The sequence below is a fragment of the Chitinophaga polysaccharea genome (assembly GCF_902150045.1).
Lineage (GTDB): Bacteria > Bacteroidota > Bacteroidia > Chitinophagales > Chitinophagaceae > Chitinophaga > Chitinophaga polysaccharea_A.
The window spans coordinates 1,613,129-1,631,377 of the sequence record NZ_CABFVU010000001.1; the positions used below are offsets into that span (position 1 = coordinate 1,613,129).

General features: G+C 47.3%; 12 protein-coding genes. 1 reads left to right on the forward strand and 11 read right to left on the reverse strand.

Annotated features, from left to right (window positions below; all coding sequences use genetic code 11):
* Positions 1–208 precede the first annotated feature (208 nt).
* Entirely contained in the window at positions 209–565 is a 357-nt protein-coding gene (locus FN124_RS06500) for an MmcQ/YjbR family DNA-binding protein (protein WP_142683932.1), read from the forward strand.
* On the opposite strand, the gene FN124_RS06505 is transcribed toward FN124_RS06500, so the two are convergent.
* From FN124_RS06505 to FN124_RS06555, 11 genes are all read right to left on the reverse strand, one after another.
* On the reverse strand, positions 566–1,348 hold the full coding sequence (locus tag FN124_RS06505) for a sulfite exporter TauE/SafE family protein (RefSeq protein WP_142683933.1): 783 nt from the start codon (positions 1,346–1,348) through the stop codon (positions 566–568).
* 262 nt (positions 1,349–1,610) lie between these two features.
* Positions 1,611–2,948 carry a Gfo/Idh/MocA family protein gene (locus tag FN124_RS06510; RefSeq protein WP_142683934.1) on the reverse strand — a complete coding sequence of 446 codons (1,338 nt, stop codon included), beginning with the start codon at positions 2,946–2,948 and terminating at the stop codon, positions 1,611–1,613.
* A gap of 271 nt (positions 2,949–3,219) precedes the next feature.
* Positions 3,220–4,587 (reverse strand): alkaline phosphatase family protein, encoded by a 1,368-nt coding sequence (locus tag FN124_RS06515; protein ID WP_142683935.1) that lies wholly within the window; start codon positions 4,585–4,587, stop codon positions 3,220–3,222.
* Positions 4,588–4,652: 65 nt separating this feature from the next.
* Positions 4,653–5,864, reverse strand: a complete 1,212-nt coding sequence (eboE, locus tag FN124_RS06520; RefSeq protein WP_142683936.1) for a metabolite traffic protein EboE — start codon at positions 5,862–5,864, stop codon at positions 4,653–4,655.
* On the reverse strand, positions 5,864–7,018 hold the full coding sequence (locus FN124_RS06525) for a 3-dehydroquinate synthase (protein WP_142683937.1): 1,155 nt from the start codon (positions 7,016–7,018) through the stop codon (positions 5,864–5,866). Before FN124_RS06525 ends, eboE begins: the two co-directional genes overlap by 1 nt.
* Positions 7,019–7,676: 658 nt before the next feature.
* Positions 7,677–8,576, reverse strand: a complete 900-nt coding sequence (eboC, locus tag FN124_RS06530) for a UbiA-like protein EboC (RefSeq protein WP_260607346.1) — start codon at positions 8,574–8,576, stop codon at positions 7,677–7,679.
* Positions 8,577–8,651: 75 nt separating this feature from the next.
* Positions 8,652–9,638, reverse strand: coding sequence for a TatD family hydrolase (locus FN124_RS06535; protein WP_142683938.1), 987 nt, complete (start codon positions 9,636–9,638; stop codon positions 8,652–8,654).
* A gap of 23 nt (positions 9,639–9,661) precedes the next feature.
* Positions 9,662–10,561 (reverse strand): EboA domain-containing protein, encoded by a 900-nt coding sequence (locus FN124_RS06540; protein WP_142683939.1) that lies wholly within the window; start codon positions 10,559–10,561, stop codon positions 9,662–9,664.
* Positions 10,562–10,997: 436 nt separating this feature from the next.
* Complete coding sequence (locus tag FN124_RS06545; protein WP_221887740.1) at positions 10,998–12,533, reverse strand: FG-GAP repeat domain-containing protein; 1,536 nt, start codon at positions 12,531–12,533, stop codon at positions 10,998–11,000.
* 109 nt (positions 12,534–12,642) lie between these two features.
* A complete protein-coding gene (locus FN124_RS06550) occupies positions 12,643–14,418 on the reverse strand; it encodes a RagB/SusD family nutrient uptake outer membrane protein (protein ID WP_142683940.1) in 1,776 nt (591 codons plus the stop codon).
* 32 nt (positions 14,419–14,450) lie between these two features.
* Positions 14,451–17,687, reverse strand: a complete 3,237-nt coding sequence (locus FN124_RS06555) for a SusC/RagA family TonB-linked outer membrane protein (RefSeq protein ID WP_142683941.1) — start codon at positions 17,685–17,687, stop codon at positions 14,451–14,453.
* Positions 17,688–18,249 lie beyond the last annotated feature (562 nt).

Here is an 18,249-nt window from a genome sequence, read left to right on the forward strand (position 1 = left end):
TTCTCTGCCAGAAGGAAAATCTTTTTAACATTCGCGATTGGTTTTTATTCCCTATTTTTATAGTGCAGTTTCATTCACTATTTACAGCTTAGATTTACGTTAACCACACATACTTCATATTTTGATATGTTAGTCTGTGCCTGTAAACTATTGACACAAGTCGTCCTAAAAAAACGGCCCTAATAATTATTCTTTAAAACCTGCTGCTATGTTTGATCATACCCTTGATCTGTGCCGGTCACTTCCGGCTGTCATCACTGAACAAAAGTGGGACAATGAATTGCGCTTTTATGTAGGCGAAAAATTATTCTGCATGATTTCCCTGGAGCCGCCCCACAGGGTATCTTTTAAGTGCAGCCAGCACCAGTTCCATCAATTGATCTCCAGACCTGGTATTGTGCCGGCGCCTCACCTGGCGCGTTATCACTGGGTACAGCTGAAACAGGAGGATGCGCTGCCAGCCACTGAACTGGAAAACTTCCTGCAGAATGCCTACGAGATTATAGTGAGCACACTTCCGCCATATGAACAGGAAGCCATCCATAAGATGAAAGCGCACGCCTGATTATTTCATGATGGTAAAGAAGATATCGTATACACCGAATACGATAAGGGTAAGTGCAAATAATTTTTCGAGGGCAGGAGTTTTCATTTTCACGGCTGTTTTAGCCCCGAGATAAGAAGCAGGGAATGCCGTAAGTGATAGCAGCAGTGCGATATTCCAATCTATATGCCCCAGCCACCAGTGAGTTAAGACGCCTGGTACCGATAAAATAGCTGATAAAACCACCGCACAGGCCAGCGCCTGCTTTATAGGCATTTTTAATTTCTTTATAAAAAAGGAGCTGAACAATATTCCCCCGGCATTTGCCAGTAACCCCGATAAAAAACCGATAAACAATGCGGCTATCAGCAGCTTACCCGCAGGCACCTCTTCAGATGATACCGTTGTTTCACCATGAGGTTTGTTCCGCATAAAGGAATACATGAGCGACATACCCGTTATCATAATAAACAGGGCTGTCATGATCATCAGCATTTTACCGGGCAGGTAGCTGCTGAGCCATGATCCGGAAATAGTGGCCGGAACGCCGAAAGCCGCGCTCAGCAGGATCACGCGTTTGTTAAACAGCTTTTCCTTACTATATACAGCCGTGGCGGATAATGTGCTGGTAATGGAGGCCGGCAACGGCGATGCCAGGGCCAAAAACGGGTTTACGCCGGCAAAGATCTGCAGGGCTGGTGTACTGATAGCACTCCCCCCTTTTCCCAATAAACCGGACAAATAACCTACTATAAGCCCTATCAGCAATACTGGCAGGTACTGAGATTGTTGTAAAAATTCCATTCAATTCATCCCTCCGGGTATGCGCAACTTCGTGGTTGGTCTGGTTGGTTATAAATATTACAGGTAGACCAAAATTAGGGGATCGTAATTAATAGTAGTGATAACTAAAAGTTATGGGGGATAACAACTTATTATATTTATTGTTAGCCTATAAACCCAATAGGAGAAGGGTTTATAGTTTGATAAAGATAAGAATTCCGGGTAACAGTCAAAGTGTTTTTCCAATTTTTTTGTGCCTATTACCCGGAAGAAAAATGTTTATTTATGCTTTGGGAGCCCAGCCTTTTTCATACTCCCTATCCCACATTTTCATGGCTTCCTTATCGTTCAGGATATGGCCGTTTGATGGATCGGTATGAAGGATACGGCCGGTACGTTGCGCAATATTTCCCAGCAGGCAAAGCAGCGTACTGCGATAACCTATATTGATCTCTGAATTAAGAGTGGCATTGCCGCGGATACTTTCCAGGAAGTTGTTGATATGCACGGCGTCGTAAAACTCGCCGGCCGGGCTTACGGTGTTGGTTACGCTCTGGTTGGGATTAGCGGCCTGTTTTACCTCCTTGATCACTTTCCCTTTCGGATCGATGAGCTTGTAGCTGTCGCCACCCGAGTTGTACAGGCTGCCGTTTTCACCAAACAAGGCAAACCCTCGGCCGCTTCCTTCCAGGTTAAAGGGGCTGCAGCTGCGTCCTTCCCAGGCGATGGCTTTATTTCCTTCAAATTCGAAGTTCAGGGTTTGGGTGTCCGGCGTTTCCCAGTCGTCTTTAGCATAGGCATAACGGCCGCCTGCAGAAGTGACCTTAGTAGGGAATTCCACATCCATAAACCAGCGAAGGCAATCTAGTTCGTGGGTGGCGTTATTGCAGGTTTCGGAGGTTCCCCAATGCCAGCGCCAGTGCCAGTTATAGTGAACAATGTTGTCCAGGTAATCACGGCGGGGAGCGGGTCCCTGCCACAGGTTCCAGTCGAGCGTGGAAGGAACCGGGATCTTTTTCCCGATACCGATAGGCTCACGGTTATTCACATACCATCCGCGGCCATAATACACTTTGCCCAACACGTTTTGCTCTTTCACTTCTTTTACAGCCTGCTGAAGATTGGGCCAGGAGCGGCGCTGGTTACCCATTTGCACGAGGCGGTTATGCTTCTTTGCAGCCGCCAGCAGGATCTCGCCTTCGCCCGGATTATGGGCGCAGGGCTTTTCCACGTACACGTGCTTGCCGGCAGCAGTGGCCATAATAGCCGCAGGAGCGTGCCAGTGGTCAGGGGTTGCCACCAGGAGCGCATCAAAATCCTTCCGTTCCAGCAGTTTGCGGATATCTTTGATCACCTCCGGCTTACGGTCCTGTGCGCCTGCAATGGCTTTAAGGCCTTTGGCAATGGCACCGTCTTCCACATCGCATACATAGCCTATTTCGGCCCCGGGCAGTTTGGCGGCACATTGGGCCAGCCAGTTACCCCTGGAGTTAACCCCCATTACTCCCAGCACTAATTTATTGCTGGGCGCATTTTTCCCGAATACAGGGAAATTCAGAATAGTTAATCCTGCTCCCAAACCAGCCATGCTACCGGTTTTTAGGAAATCTCTTCTTTCCATAACGTTAATATTATTGTCGTTTTCGTGCATAAAAACAATCGGTTGCATGAATGTAGAAAAATAAATCAGGGATGTGTAGTTTTTTTGATGAGCGCGAAGTTTGTCTTGGACATGAATGGCATATGCTTAGCGCATGCTGTAAATGCAGAGACTATGTGGTGCTGAGGTGGACTTGATCGGCTACTGATTGGTTGTCATTGAGTTATGGGGCGTTTTTCTATCCGGTTACATCACTTGCAAAATGGTAAACGATTGTATTCCAGGAAGTTAGCTATTCGCCGGTGAGTTGCTTCCATATTACACCGTAAACGTCCGTTGCCTGTAATTGTGGTGTAGTAATGGGCTGGGGACTGATTACCACCGGGTGGTAGCCGGGGTTCTCTTCCAGCCTGCCGTGAGAGCCTTTGATAAGGGTGGCATCCAGTGGAATCACGTTCATCAGGTAGCGGAAACCGAGCTTTTTCCTGAGCAATTTTCCTGCCGCTTTCAGCTTGATGAACGGATCGGCGGGATCCATGAACATTTCCACAGGGTCGTAGCCGGGTTTGCGGAAAATATCCACGATCCTGGCAAAATCGGGGGCTTTGTTATCGTCCAGCCAGTAGTAATAGGTGAACCAGCTGCGGGCATCGGCTACTGCAATGAGATCGCCGCTGCGGGCATGATGCAGGTGATGCTGACGTTTGCCTTCCCTGTCAAGCACCAGTTCTACCCCGGGAACATTTTCCAGGATGGTACGGACTTTTTTATAGCAGGAAGGATCGTTGATATAAATATGCGCGATCTGGTGGTCTGCCACGGCGAAGGCTTTTGAGGCTCCTGCATCCAGCAGTTCAAGGCCATTTTCCACGCGCAGTGCCAGCAGGCCTTCATTCCTCAGTATCCTGTTGAGATGAATGGGATTATTCACATTGGTGATACCATATTCCGACAATACGATCGGATCGCAATTCTTTTGCTGGTAGTAAGTGATCAGCTGTTTGCATACAGCGTCTATCTCTGCCAGCTCCTTTGCATTTTTTACCGGGTCCTGTCCGAATTTCTGCAGGCAGTAATCCAGGTGAGGCAGGTAAATAAAAGTGAGGGTGGGATCGTATAATTTATCGGTGAGGATAGATGCAGCTGCAATCCACTGGCTTGATTTGATGCTGGCAGTCGGGCCCCAGTAATTAAACAGCGGGAACCTGCCCAGTTGTTCCGTCAGGTAATCCCGCAGCGTCGACGGGGTTGTATAGCAATCCGGCACTTTGCGGCCATCGGAAAGGTAATTGGGACGGGGAGTAAGTGAGTAATCAACGTTCGCATACATGTTGTACCACCAGCACATCTGCGAAACAGTAAAGGATGGATCCAGCTTCCTGGCGCGGTCCCATATTTTTGGGGCATCCACCAGTTTGTTGGATTGTTTCCAGAATTTAACTTCCGCATCGGTTCTGTCGTACCAGCCATTACCTACTATTCCATGTTCACTGGGCCATTCGCCGGTAAGGTACGTGCTTTGTACCGCCGTGGTAACCGCGGGTAACATAGGCATCACAGTGGCCATATGGCGCTGTTGGGTGTAAGCCTTTAAAAAAGGCAGGTGCTCCAGCAAAGAAGAGGAGAGCCCTACTACATCAATTACTACTGTCTTTCTCATAAATTCGATCGCCGTTGCAATTCCGGCATAAAGCTATAATTCCGGGCGCACAATTCCAAGATGGCTTACAGTTGCGTTCTTATCCAGTTCAGTTCACGGGAAACGGACAAAGACATCTCCTGTTTTAATGCGGGCGGTAATACGTCCCATGTATAGGTTTCCACTTCCATGTGCGTGGTAAAAGGCTGTTCACGTTGTATAGCCAGCACCTGCCTGATATCTTCCTGTGTGGATTGCAGTACTTCAAACTTATCGAGGAACACCGGCACGTGAAAATGGGAGCGCCATTCTGTTACGGCCGGATTTCCTTCATCTGCCAGGGCTTCCGGCAGATCGGGATAATGAATAAAAGTACCATCGTTTCTTTTTGCGATCACCTGGTGCAGGTAGACGGGCTCATTGAATTTACGGAATGCATCCGTTACCACGCTACGGGCGGCGGTATCCGCCGGCATATCGGCTTTCAGTGCGGCGCTGATCTGCAGCTTACCGATCTTCAGGCCGTGATGCTGCATCCGTTCAATCACCCGCTGAGGCGCCTCATATACCAGTGCAAAATGACAAACATCGTAACACAGCTGAATATGCTTTTTAATGATATCAGCCGCCGCCTGGTCATCTTCCAGATTAAATTTCTCTTTGACAAACGGGATACCGGCAGGCAGCAGGTCATTGAAGTACCAGTTGATAAACTCGCTGGTATTTTCCATCATGCCATCAGGCTCCGGTTCAATATCGAGGTGCATCAGCGGTCCTCCGCTGCGGTGTATGCGTACCAGTTGTTCCAGTACCAGCAGCATATTGAGCGTAGCGCTTTCCGTGTAGGAATTCTTTTCTTCCTCACAACGGTTGCACCAGTGTTTATATCCAAGTGGATTAGTGGAAATACCGCCTTCCATTCCTTCCGGCAGCAGCGCTGCCAGGATCCTGAACAAGCGGATGGTATAAGCCACACGATCAGCGCTGGTCCAGTCGGGCGCATGTACCTGGTCTTTTACCACTACGTTATGAAAGCCGCCATAAGGAAACCCGTTCATCGTGAACACATAGCAATCCTCTTCTTTCAGCCATTGCTGAAATTCTTTCAAAGCCGCTTCCTTGCTCAGTTCCAGGCTGGCGGTATTAGCCAGTCTCAATCCTATTCCAAACGGCTGATCCGGCGATACCTGTTGTTTAATGGCAGGTATAAATTTTTTCAGTTGTGCAAAATGATCTCCCCAGTTTTCGCCGGGATGAATATTTGTACAGTAGGTAAGATGTCCCGCAGCTGTTTTCATTACTGATTATTTTTGCAGATGTCTACTGACTTGTATAATAAGTTAAGATCCATTTCATGTACTTCTTCTCCTTTTCCAATTGCGCGCAACAGGGAAATGGTTAAGCGGCCGCCAAGATGTTCGCGGAATTCTTCCAATCCGGCTACTACCGGAGAAGGTTTACCATCCTGCATTTCCAGCAACGGATGCCATACCGGCAGCTTCATATTTTTCAACACGGTAAGAATGCGATGCATATCAGCTTCGGGCAGCCATCCTAACAGGAACGAATACACGCTGTCTACCGCAATACCTATAGACACAGCTTCCCCGTGGCGCAATTCAAAGTTGGTGAGCTGTTCCAGCTTATGTGCGCTCCAGTGGCCAAAGTCGAGCGGACGTGAGGAGCCGCTTTCAAACGGATCGCCTGCACCGCCGATATGTTGAATATGCAATTCGGCGCAGCGGTAAATCAGGTCGTGCATGGCTGCCATATCTCCTGTGGTAAGCGCTATTGCGTTCTGTTCAATGCTGTTGAAGAATGCAGCGTCTTTGATCAGCGCTACTTTCACGGCTTCCACCATGCCGGAGCGCCAGTCGCGCGGATCAAGCGTAGTTAAAAACACCGGGTCATTGAATACAGCAGCGGGAGGGGCAAAGGAACCGAGGAAATTTTTCTTCCCTTTATAGTTTATACCGTTTTTCACACCTACACCGGAATCATTTTGCGACAGCACGGTAGTAGGGATCCTGATATGCTTCACACCGCGGTGTGAAATAGCAGCGGTAAATCCTACGAGGTCCAGCAGGGATCCTCCGCCAATGCCTATCACGTAAGAGTGGCGATCGATACCATACTTATCGATGGCATCCACGAGGCTGAACAGCAGGGGCAGGTCATTTTTTACAGCTTCCCCGCCACTGATGGTAATAATTTCAGGGGCGAGCTGAAAGCCGCGCACCTGTTGAAAATAACGATTGATCTGTTGGGTTAGTTCCGGATGGTGAGCGGCTACGCCACCATCCAGGATCACCAGTAATTTTTTTACGTATGCACTCTCTGCTTTTGATTCCAGGAAGGTAGCTAAACAGGTGTTGGCAGGATCGAATAAATTGCTGCTGAAGAAAACACCGTAAGAGAAGTTGACATCGAAGTTTTGTTGAATATATTCCATGGCTAAATCCGCATCATCTGACTAAAAAAAACTATAGCCTTTAAAAGTACATAGAAAAAACGTGATTTTTCACAAGAAAAAGGTCCAGGGGAACAGGGCTTGTTTTTTTGGGTTAGCTGGTAGAACAATTCACCGGTACGCAAAAAACCTGAGGTAAGGGATTTTCCCTACAGTATAAACCATTATTTCATAAATTGCGTAGTTCTGTATAGCGCCTGTCAAATCCTTACCGGCAGGCGATTCCGGCAGGCGGGGTTATACGCATGCACATTCCTCCTTTCATTCATCCCGTTTGCTGTTGTGTATTAAAAGAGAAATACAGCACTTTATGCCGCTGCGGAAAATAATGACAGTTCCACAGCCCAGATTAGATTGTTTGACCAGAAAAGAAACACGGGATACCCGTGTTGTTAACCCTGTAACATCGGTTGTATTTCACATCTTTTGTTGCATGCTGAGCTTTCGTCAACGCACTGCGATGGCGGGGGGATCGCTTTTCCAGCTATTCCCGCCGGGTTGTTTATTGTAATGATTAAAAGTGAATCAGAAATGCTGAGAATATTACTTTTTATTTGTTGTATTCAAACAGGCAGCGGACCGGGCTATCATAAAGCCCTGACCGGCTTTTCATTGAACGGGCGGATGCCTGCAGCGGTTGTCAGGTAACGGCAAAAAGTTTTCCCAGCACCAGTGATATTGGTAACAGCAGTATGACTGCTATTGCAAAAGGAATGGTAGCAAAAGCCGCCACCCAGGCTGCGTTCATAGCAATCAATGCAATGATGCCACCCTTTACCGCTTTCCCGATATTTGGCCCGGAAGGGTTTTTCATAGCCCTGAACAGCGGTACATTAATCATAATAATGAACAGCAGGATAAACGGGAGTGCCGGCCAGAAATGATGATGTATGCAGGCCAGGATACCCATTGTAATGTATACCACTGCATAGCAGGCAGCGGTAAGGCGTAAACTTTTAACACTGCCCCCGTGCACTTCTCCCCTGCTGATGTTGGTTACTGCCGCAATATAGAGAATGGGGATAAAGCCCATCCACCAGTATATTTCCAGCATTCCGGGCACAATACTTATGCCCAGGAGAAGATTAAGCCCGCGGCAGAGGCCCATATTCAGCGGGCCGAGCAGGGCATGATGTTTTCCCCATTTATCATAAATGAGCGCCGAGGCGGCCACTCCAATAGCGAGCCATCCGGCATAACCCGTGAGACGGCCTACCGAAAAGGCAGCGAGGACACCCACCAGGAGCAGGTAGCTGCCGAGTATAACGGCTTGTGTTTTTGTGATAACCCCGCTGGGAATAGGCCTTTCAGGACGTTCCGTGCTATCCAGTTCCGCATCAAATACATCATTAAAAACAACACCGCCGCCATACAGGCCAATGGTTGCAAGGCAAAGGCATACAACCGGGAGGATAAGATCCAGCGTAACAGTACTGAACGTAACATTTATAAAATAGGCCGAAATAGCAACGCCAGCCAATATATCTGCTATTGCAGTTACGATATTGGCAGGTCGCATCAGGCGCAGATATCCGATCAATTTGCTAACAATATAACTCACCGTGTAATTAGGTTTTCATGGTTCATTGCCAGCAGAACCGAAGCTGTCAGGCCGTTACCGGATGATGGTTGTGTTTTTATCAATTCGAGGCTGTTGTCCTCCGCGCAAAATAGAGCTTCCGTTAAATTTCTCACTTTGATCAATATTTGCTGCTACATCAAAATCCGCTTCGTTTATCTGACCGCTCTGCGCAAAGGCTTTTACAGCATTGGTGTAAGTTACCAAATGAATGTCATTCGAGTCAATACCACTTTCGTGCATTAAAGCGGCGGTTTTAGGAACGGCCAGGGGATCGCTGATACCCCAGTCGGCAGCGGAGTTCACCATAATACGCTCACTTCCGTACTGTTTAACTACAGCTACCATGCGCTCATTCCCCATTTTGGTAAAAGGATAGATGGTAAATGCAGCCCAGAAGCCACGATCCAGTACTTCTTTGACTGTTTCTTCGTTATTATGGTCTACAATGATCATGTGAGGTTCCAGTCCGTGCTCCAGTGCGATGTCCATACTGCGCTGGGTGCCTTTTTTCTTATCCCGGTGAGGAGTATGTATCTGAACGGGCAAACCGGCTTCTTTGGCCAGTTCCAGCTGGGCGCGGTAGTATTTTTCTTCCAGGGGGGTTTGATCATCGAAACCGATTTCGCCCACGCCTACTACGCCTTCTTTATAAATGAACTGTGGTAATATTTCCATTACGGCTTCAGCGAGCTTTTCGTTATTGGCTTCTTTGGAATTGAGGCCAATGGTGCAATAGTGTTTGATACCAAACTGGGAAGCGCGGAAACGCTCCCACCCCAGGAGGCTGCTGAAATAATCGCGGAAGGTATCAACACCTGTGCGGGGCTGCCCCAACCAGAATGCTGGCTCAATAATGGCTACCACGCCGGCATCGGCCATTGCCTGGTAATCGTCTGTAGTACGGGCCGTCATATGTACATGCGGATCAAAGAAGCGCATGCCTTTTATTTTATTAAGATAAGCGGGGCTATAGGTAAGTGGTTGGAGATCTTTCTCTGTTAAATCATGGATTCCGCACATAATCTGATCAATTTTATTGTTGGTTATTTAATTATTTTTTGGGCCAGCGTATCCCAGGTTATGCTACCGGCCTGAATTTCGGCCTGTAATGCCGGGTCGGTGGCCAGCAAAGCCTTAGCAGGTGGATAATGGCATTGGGCGCACACCAGTGCGGCGGCTTCTTTCTCTGTGCTGTTCACAGAATGCCATACACGGGTGATATCTGCAAAGTTGGCTTCTCCTACAAAGTTCACCAGCACCCGCCATTGCATAGGATCCAGCGTTCGGCCGGCGGCCCATCTTTCATGGGCAAAATCGACCAGGATCGTTGCCAGTGCGGCATTGGCTCTTTCGTCCAAGCCAATGATCAGGTGTAGTGGTTTATCGGTAAAAATGGCTTTCATTACCAGTTGGTTCCAGGCGGGCTCCGACAGGTATTTTGCCGGGTAAGGGTTGCGGAGCATAATGGCCTCCTGCACAACGCCTATATTGGAACGGATGCCTTCCGAGGTGCGCGCAGTCCATTCTTCCGGCCATGGCAGCAGGGGCAGGGCGCTGTATAAGGCCGCCAGCTCGTTCATTTCCGCCGCGTTGAAGAGGTTTTCCACTACTTCCAGGTACACAGATTTGTTGGTTACCGGCAATTGCAGCAGCCACCATACCCTCGCAAGACGGTCTAACGTCCAGCCCTGTACGAAAAATGAAGGCAACAATGCCTGCAGCTGTTCACTTTCCGTTGTGGAAATACGGATCATCTCTTTACCTGTGAAACGCGGAATAGCTGTGAAAGTTTGATTAAACTGCGGGATGGCACCGGTTTGCTGTTGTAGCTGCAACCGCTGTTGCAGCCAGTTATTTGCTTTTTCGTTTCCGTTGTTTCTTATGACCGTGCTAAGCAGCGTGCTCACTTTATCCTGATCGTATACATATTCAGCCACTGACATATCCTATTTAAACTAATAATGCTGATTTCCCAATAAAATTAACCAGTAATAATGGGATTTTCAGAATCGGGCCACTTTTTTATGATAGATGGCAAAAAAAGAAGATAAAACCGTTCACATCAATGGTTGAACGATAGGGAGGCATCTAAATAAAAGAGAGGCATTACTGCCTCTCCTTCCGCCATTCTAAAACCTGATTATACATCAGGATATCTTTACAGCACGGCGTCTCTGACGGCAGACACGATGCAATAAGGTATATGTTGGGAAAATACTGATCAAGAACGAAGGTGCTTTAAAGATCTGTAATATATGAGTGCTCTTCTCTATAAGTTTAGACCTGTAACAAGCAACAATGCACGTAGCAATAAATACGGCCGTAAGATACATATTGTCTCCTTTCATTCCAAATAAACAAACGATTTTTACGTTGCATTTAACGGGCAACATTGTTTTGCAATACTATAAAAGGCTGATATTCTTTCCAGTCAGGCTTATAATCATCAAGTATGATAAAACCCTGTGCGTAGTTTCCTAGTACAATATCCAGGTCGCCATCGTGATCATAATCCTTTACGTCCATACAGATCCATCTGCCTTCTTTGTCGAGCGGCGGTGAATGGGGCGTAAACGTAAGCGCTTTATTTCCACCTTCAAAGAAAATAAATTTTTCCCCGGGCTGATGCCGGAAATCAGCAAAAAAGGCGATAGAGGCGATATCGGTTTTGCCGTCTTTATTGAAATCCGCAGCCACCGCCTTTGTACAGCCATTCACGGGGTAATGCCAGGCTTCCCTGTATTTATTATTTCCGTCATTGAGGTAGACGAATATTCCGTGATAAGGTTTAAGCACCATGGAAAAATCTGCGTTATCACCGCAGGTATATAGTATATCAGGTTTACCATCACCATTAAAATCGGCCAGCTGGAAACTGGTAGAACCATTGAGTGGCGGGAATCTCAGCAGGTTGGTAGATAGGAAGCCTCCTTTCTTATCATTCTCAAATAGCCAGATCCCTTCATCGCCGGCGGCAAACAATACCATGAAGTCCGTATAGCCGTCGTGGTTAAAATCGCCTGTTTCTGCGTGAATAGCCCCGGGCACTTCCCGGATAGGCAACTGCCTGTAACTGTGATCCGGCAGCTGTTTCAGCCAGTAAAGGCCCCCCTGGTTATGGCCGAATGCGCATACCAGCAGATCGGGCAGGCCATCTTTATCAAAATCCGCCTGCAGGGTTTGTACAGGCCGTTTGAGGAAAGCCATGAGGTCGTGCTGCCTGCTTTCCGGGTCGTTGGGCTGCACGCTGGTAATAATGCCAGCAGGCGCATCCAGGGCCCTCATGTTACCAATTTCAGTAAGAATGGCCTGTTGCTGCCCTGCAGTATCCTTTACAAAGAGTATGTCAACAGCGGGAGATGGCAAACTGCGAATGTTAACGGTTTGTAAATCCTGGCCCCATTGCGTGAGGGTATTGGTGAGCCCATCGCTGGTCATAAGATGGCCGTTATCCGGGTTAAATGCCACCATGGTGGTAGCTACGGGGATGGTATCTTTCAGTACGGGGTACTTCACAGTAAAAACGGACCAGTCGCGTTGCAACGGCTGCGGCGCTTTTGCAGGCGGTAGTTTTTCCGGGGCGGTATTTTTGTAGTACTCCACCAGCAGCTCCCAATCCTGGATGGAAATCAGCCCCGGTTTATCACCGGGCATGGGTGGATAATAGGAATTCTCTCCCCATACTTTTATGCCCAGTTTGGGCGCCATAGCAGGCAATACATGTTTCAGCCAGGTTTCTTTATCCAGCAGTTCTGCATTTACGGGTAAATGACAACCGGAGCAATATTTATCTGCCAGTGCTTTTCCTTTTTCTTCCTTAGTGGGCGTATGGCAACTGATACCGATGACAAAGCTGGTGATGATAAAAAATAAGGCAGCGAGACAATTCCGGTTACTCATTGGTTGATTGGTCATCAGTAAATATTTTAACGGGCATTGTAAAGTACGAAATGTTGTATAAAAACGAATGCAGCGAAAAGATCCGCTGCATTCGTAACAATTAAAAAAGCGACAGATATAGCTGTTAGTAATTCGGATTCTGATCCAGCACCCTTACCCCGCCTATCATAGTGATGTCGATCTGGCGTTGTGGGATCGGGAAGTATTCATTCTTTCCTTTGGTGAAATGTCCGCCTTTCAGGTCGTTGGTGATGCCTGATTCATACTGGATGAAGGCATTCAGGGCCACATCCGCAATACCCCAGCGTACGAGATCGAAGAAACGGTGGCCTTCTGTGGCCAGTTCCAGTTTGCGTTCAAAATAGATGGCTTTTAGCGCCTGGTCTTTGCTGCTGAAGGTAGCAGTATACCTGCCTATCTTGTAGTTAGCAGCCATTTTGGTAGGATCAAATCCTAACATCGGTTTGCTGTCGTCCAGGTATTTATGCAGCCAGTGTTCAGGGTGGTTAATCATCCTGTCGCGGACCTGGTTCACCAGGGCGGTAGCTCCGGGCAGATCGCCGGTTTGTGCATGGCATTCAGCCGACATGAGGATTACATCTGCGAAGCGGATAAGCAATACATTGATGGCAGATCCTGGCGCCCAGGAGTGTGCATCTTTGTATTTATCCTGGTTAAACTGCCAGTATACCATTTTCTTTGGTGCATATGGCCCGGCATAAGCCTGGTCCCTGATCCAGTCGGCGCCCGGGTGATTTCCCCAGTCGTGATAAGGTATTCCACGGCGGCCAACGGTCCAGTCGAGGCGAGGATCCAGCGTACCTGTTTCCGGTGTAAACGGTTTGGAGGAAACAATGCCCTGATCATTCTTTACCGTGTCTGCATTCCAGGTATCGAGATTAGGCAGACCAGTAGCGGGGTCTGTACGATAAGAGTTTACAAGGTCCTGGGTAGGCTGATAAAATCCGCAGCAGCCGAATGGGCTGTTATAGGGGAAGTTGAGCATTTCGCCCTGGTTCGCATTGGCAATGGTGTTGGTACCATCATTTGCCGTCATCTGGATGGCGAATACAGATTCAGAGTTATTCTTTGTGGCGGCATCGAAGTTGTCTTCGAACCTGGCTGTGAGCGCATACTTCAAACCATTGGAAGTAACGCCTGATGCGATAGCCTGGTCGAACAGCGGCATTGCTTCCGCGTACTTTTTCTGGTAGAGATATGTTTTGGCCAGGTAGATCTGAGCCGCCCATTTATTTGCCCTTGCTACGTCGCTTTGTGTAGCTGGCAGGTTATCTGTGGCGAATTTAAAATCGGCTTCAATAAAGGGCCAGATATCTTTATCATTTTTAACACGCACTTCCAGGGTAGTATCTGAGATATAAGGTACTTTATTGAACATTTTTTTCAGTTCAAAATAGTAGTGACCGCGCAAGAAGCGGGCTTCGGCTTCCACCTCAGTTTTTTGGGCGGCGGTCATGTCTGTTACAATCGGGAGTTTTGCCAGCACAGTGTTACAACGGATTACCCCTTCATATACCGCTCTCCATTTGGTATTAAAAAAACCATTGCTTGGATCTGTTGTAAATTTTGCGATGGGATCAATGCCTGGCTGGTCACCACTGAAGCTGCCTTTATGGGCATCGCCACCGGCTACACTTCCATAGATCCAGTTGGTAGGGGAAGCTTCCCAGGGGCCGCCACCACCAAGGGCAGCCTGGGCAGTTTGCTGTCCGTCGAGCGAGGCGTAGGCGCCTATCAGTAAATAATTGACACCATCTTTAGTGGGCACTATTTCTTCACTGAGGGAGCCAAGTGGTCCACGTTCCAGGAAATTCTTGCTGCAAGCACTGATTCCTATTGTCAACGCAAGAGATACACTTAAATATCGTAATGTTTTCATTTTTCTCAATTTTGCTTTTCAGGAAAAAATTATCAGAATGTTACATTCACACCAAGCAGATACTGACGCTGATTAGGATAAGCTCCTTCATCTACGCCGAAGTTGCTGGTGCCACCAGTAATTTCAGGATCTATACCTGAGTATTTGGTGATGGTAAACAGGTTAGCCGCCTGCGCATAAACCCTGAATTTTGTGATACCTACTCTACTGAGCACATTACTTGGGATAGTGTATCCCAGCATCATATTTTTTGCACGCAGGTAAGAACCGTTTTCAACGAAGTAGGAGTTGGGTACGTTGGAGGTGCTGAAAGACGGAGATGTTTCCTGGATAGGCGCTTTCGCATTCTGACGGGTTGGCAGCCAGGAATCATACAGTGCTGTTTTGCTTTTTGCACCTTCGAAGGAAGGATAGAAATCAGTCCACCATTTCACCTGGTTCCAGATCTTGTTGCCCTGTACACCATATAGGAACATGCTGAAATCCCAGGCTTTATAGGTAAGCCCGATATTCAGGCCATAGCTGAATTTTGGGTTAGGATTACCGAGGTAAGTACGGTCGGCCTCTGTGATCCTTCCGTCTCCGTTCACATCGGCATATTTGAAGCGGCCTGGTTTGGTGTCTGTCTGATATACCAGTGAGTTGTTGTTATACTGTTTCCGGGTGGCCTCGTTCGCTGCATCAATTTCAGCCTGGCTGTTCCAGAATCCATCTACCTTATAACCAAAGAATTCGCTAATGGATTGTCCGATAGCATTACGGATAATGAAGGTACCGTTGAACCGGCGTTGCTCCTGGTCGAAATAGGGAGCAGCGTCGGATATTCTAACGATCTCATTATTATAGGTGGTGAAGTTACCGTTCAGGTCCAGTTTAAGATCTTTGGTAAGATTCAGGTTAGCCGTAGCGGAGAAGTCGAACCCTTTATTTTTCATTTGGGCCACATTCACATAAGGAGCGTTGGCGATACCGTAAACGCCGGGTAATTCAGGGTTATACAGCAAATCCCTTACATCCTTACGGTAGTAGTCTGCCGTTATTTCCAGGGCGCCTTTGAAGAGGGTCGCATCTATACCGATATTGGCGTTCACATTGCTTTCCCATTTTGCATCGGGGTTACCGATACGGGTGCGGTAGAAACCCTGCATGATGGTGTTACCGGTACCTTTCAGATCGTAGAAAGAATTTCCTTTATGAAACCCATAAGCAGTGAAAGAGTTCTGCGGGTCTACGTTGATCTGGTTACCCATAATACCCCAGCCTCCGCGGATCTTCAAATCGGAGAGCCAGCTGATACCTTTCATGAATTCTTCCTGTGTAAGTCGCCATGCAGCACTTACTGCGGGGAAGTTACCATACCTGTTAGAAGAACCGAACCTGGAGGAACCATCGCGACGGATCAGTGCGCCCAATAAGTAGCGGTCTTTATAGGAATAGTCGACCCTTGCGAACAGGGAGAATAATCCATCAGAGAAACGGCCGCTGTAGTTGGTAGGTGTGCCGAAACCAGTACTGAGGTTGGTGAAATCAGGATCGAAGGTGAAATAATCAAGGTTAGATCCACCAACAGTACTGCCTTGGTTATCAAATGCTTCTGTACCTATCAGTACTTTGAGGTCGTGTACCTTGTCAAAGTTCTGATGATAGGTGAGGGTGTTGGTCCAGGTCCAATCGTAACCGGTTCCTGAATTTTCTGTATACGAATTCACTTTATTGTTTTCAGCGTTTTCGTATTCGGGTAAAGTAAAGCTATGATTATTGAAGGAATAGATTTCACCACCGAAGCTGGTGCGGAGGGTGAAATGATTCAGGATGTCTGCCTCAGCAAACACATTACCTAACAGGCGGTTGGCCAGTGTTTTGGTGGTACCAAAACGGTCCTGGATGGCCACGGGATTACGGGCATTACCCAAACCTTTACCGAAGCTACCTGCGTAATTCCCTTTAATATCATGTACAGGGATGATAGGCATTTCGCGGAAAGCCATACCAATACCACTACCTTCAGTGAGGGCGCCGATCTGCGGGTTATTGATGAGGGAATATTCCAGGTTTTCACCTACACGTATCTTGTTGGTGATGTTATAGGTACTGTTGGCACGAACTGCATAACGTTTATTGTAGGTGTTGGTTAAAGTACCCTGTTGGTTAAAGTAGTAAAACGAGAAGAAGTAGCTGCCAATATCGCCGCCACCTGCTACTGAAATATTGTGGCTTGTGATGGGGGCTGGTTTAAATATTTCGTGGAACCAGTCGGTACCTGATTTATTGGCCTTTACGATACGGTGGAACGCATCCACATCACTGGCTACTTTATAATTCGGATTTACGAAATAGGTAGATGGATCAGTGCCGGGGTCACCTTCCATTGCGCCCTGCGGAGCGATATAATCAGGCAGGCGTGGTGTTGCGCCAGAGCCGTATTGTTCATCATTATATACAGGATTGGGAGTAGTATTGGCAATAGCCATCCATTTCAGGTTGGCTTGTTCCTGCGGACTGAGGATGTTCCATACATTTCCGCTTTTAGGACGTTGTGTACCATAGTAGCCATCGTAGGACACCTTTACTTTACCGGTTCCTCTTTTGGTAGTGATGATGATAACGCCGTTGGCAGCACGGGCACCATAGATGGAGGCAGCGCCTGCATCTTTCAGTACCTGCATGGTTTGTACATCGTTGGGATTTACATCAGTAAGATTGGAGATGGGCACTCCATCTACCACATATAATGGTGTATTGTTTCCAAAGGTGTTTACACCACGGATCTTCACCTGTGGTTCCTGGCCCGGCTGGCCTGAGCCGAGAATAGTAACACCCGATACCTGGCCCTGCAGCTGATTGGCTATCTGGGAGGTAGGTTGTTTGGTGAGGTTTTCCACTTTTACAATGGATACCGAACCGGTAAGGTCTTTCTTTTTCTGGCTGGCATAACCGGTTACCACTACTTCTTCCAGCGAGCCTACTTTTTCGCTTAGGGAAACGCTTACCGGACCGGGTCCTATCACTGTTTCCAGCGGATCATAACCTACGAAGGAGAACACGAGTGTTTCACCTGATTTGGCCATAAGGGAAAAGGTTCCGGAAGGATCTGTGGCAGTACCCCGGTTGCTGCCTTTCACAAACACGGTAACGCCTGGCAGCGCATTGCCGGAGGCTTTGTCGGTTACTTTACCCGTAACTTTTGTTTGTGCTGATACATTGTTGCCGGCTAATAGCAACAAGAGGCCGCATAGTGCAGCGAGTGCCTGGTAAAATTGCTTTTTCATAACGTGATTTAAGGGAAACGTTTAAGAAAAATTGTTAGTAAATAAGGATTCCTATCTATCTGTCACCTTATTGAACAGTCACAACTTTGCATACAGAACCCGTTCCCGCTGCATTTCATTTTTACAGCAGGTTAATTTTCAATAAATACAAAGCATTAGTTTTTATCACCCGTGCATGATGCGCTACACGGCGTCAAAAAAGAAAATAGTGTCCGATCAACAGTTAAACAAAAACTACGATTTTAAAAGAATGAATGAACTATAAAACAAACACTAATGGTCAAGCTGATTTAGGTCATCCGACTGTTGTTTAATTGTTTACGATAGTGAATTCAATACAATAATTAATAATTAGTGAGAATCTTTTGCTCTAGTAACAAACATTTCAATCTCAGATTTTGGTTCTCACGTGGAACGATGTAATGAACCGAATATATAACATTATTTTAGCCTAAACAAGTGGTCTTTTAACATTTTCTTTAAAAGTGACAAAATTGCAGACTGTCATTCCACTATTCCACACTGCCGGGATAAAATAATACAAGGAATATGCTTTTGAAAT